This window comes from Tetzosporium hominis (genome assembly GCF_002265435.1).
Classification (GTDB): domain Bacteria; phylum Bacillota; class Bacilli; order Bacillales_A; family Planococcaceae; genus Chryseomicrobium; species Chryseomicrobium hominis.
The window spans coordinates 1-252 of the sequence record NZ_NOKQ01000109.1 but is presented as its reverse complement, the minus strand read 5'-3'; the positions used below and the strand labels follow the sequence as shown (position 1 = coordinate 252).

The 252-nt window shown below is 46.8% G+C and carries 1 protein-coding gene; it reads right to left on the bottom strand.

Translation table 11 applies throughout. The features are described from left to right. Window positions 1-252, bottom strand: a 252-nt coding sequence (locus CF394_RS00405; protein WP_133079773.1) for an aldehyde dehydrogenase family protein, incomplete at both ends; no start/stop codon positions are given.

The window sequence follows — 252 nt, the reverse complement described above, 5'->3', positions numbered from 1 at the left end:
ATCAACGAATGAAAGCATTCGGCCGATGTTTTGCGTGAAAATGGATGCGCTTAAGCCGAACTTCACATCATTGGCGATGTCCAGTGCCTCCTCCATCGAGTCAACCTTGATCAGGGCGATCACCGGACCGAAAATTTCTTCTTGGGCAATCGTCATCTCAGATGTCACATTGTCAAAAATGGCAGGCTGAACATAATAGCCGTTTTGATACTTTCCGTCCTCCAGCTTTTCTCCTCCAATCAAAAGGGAAGC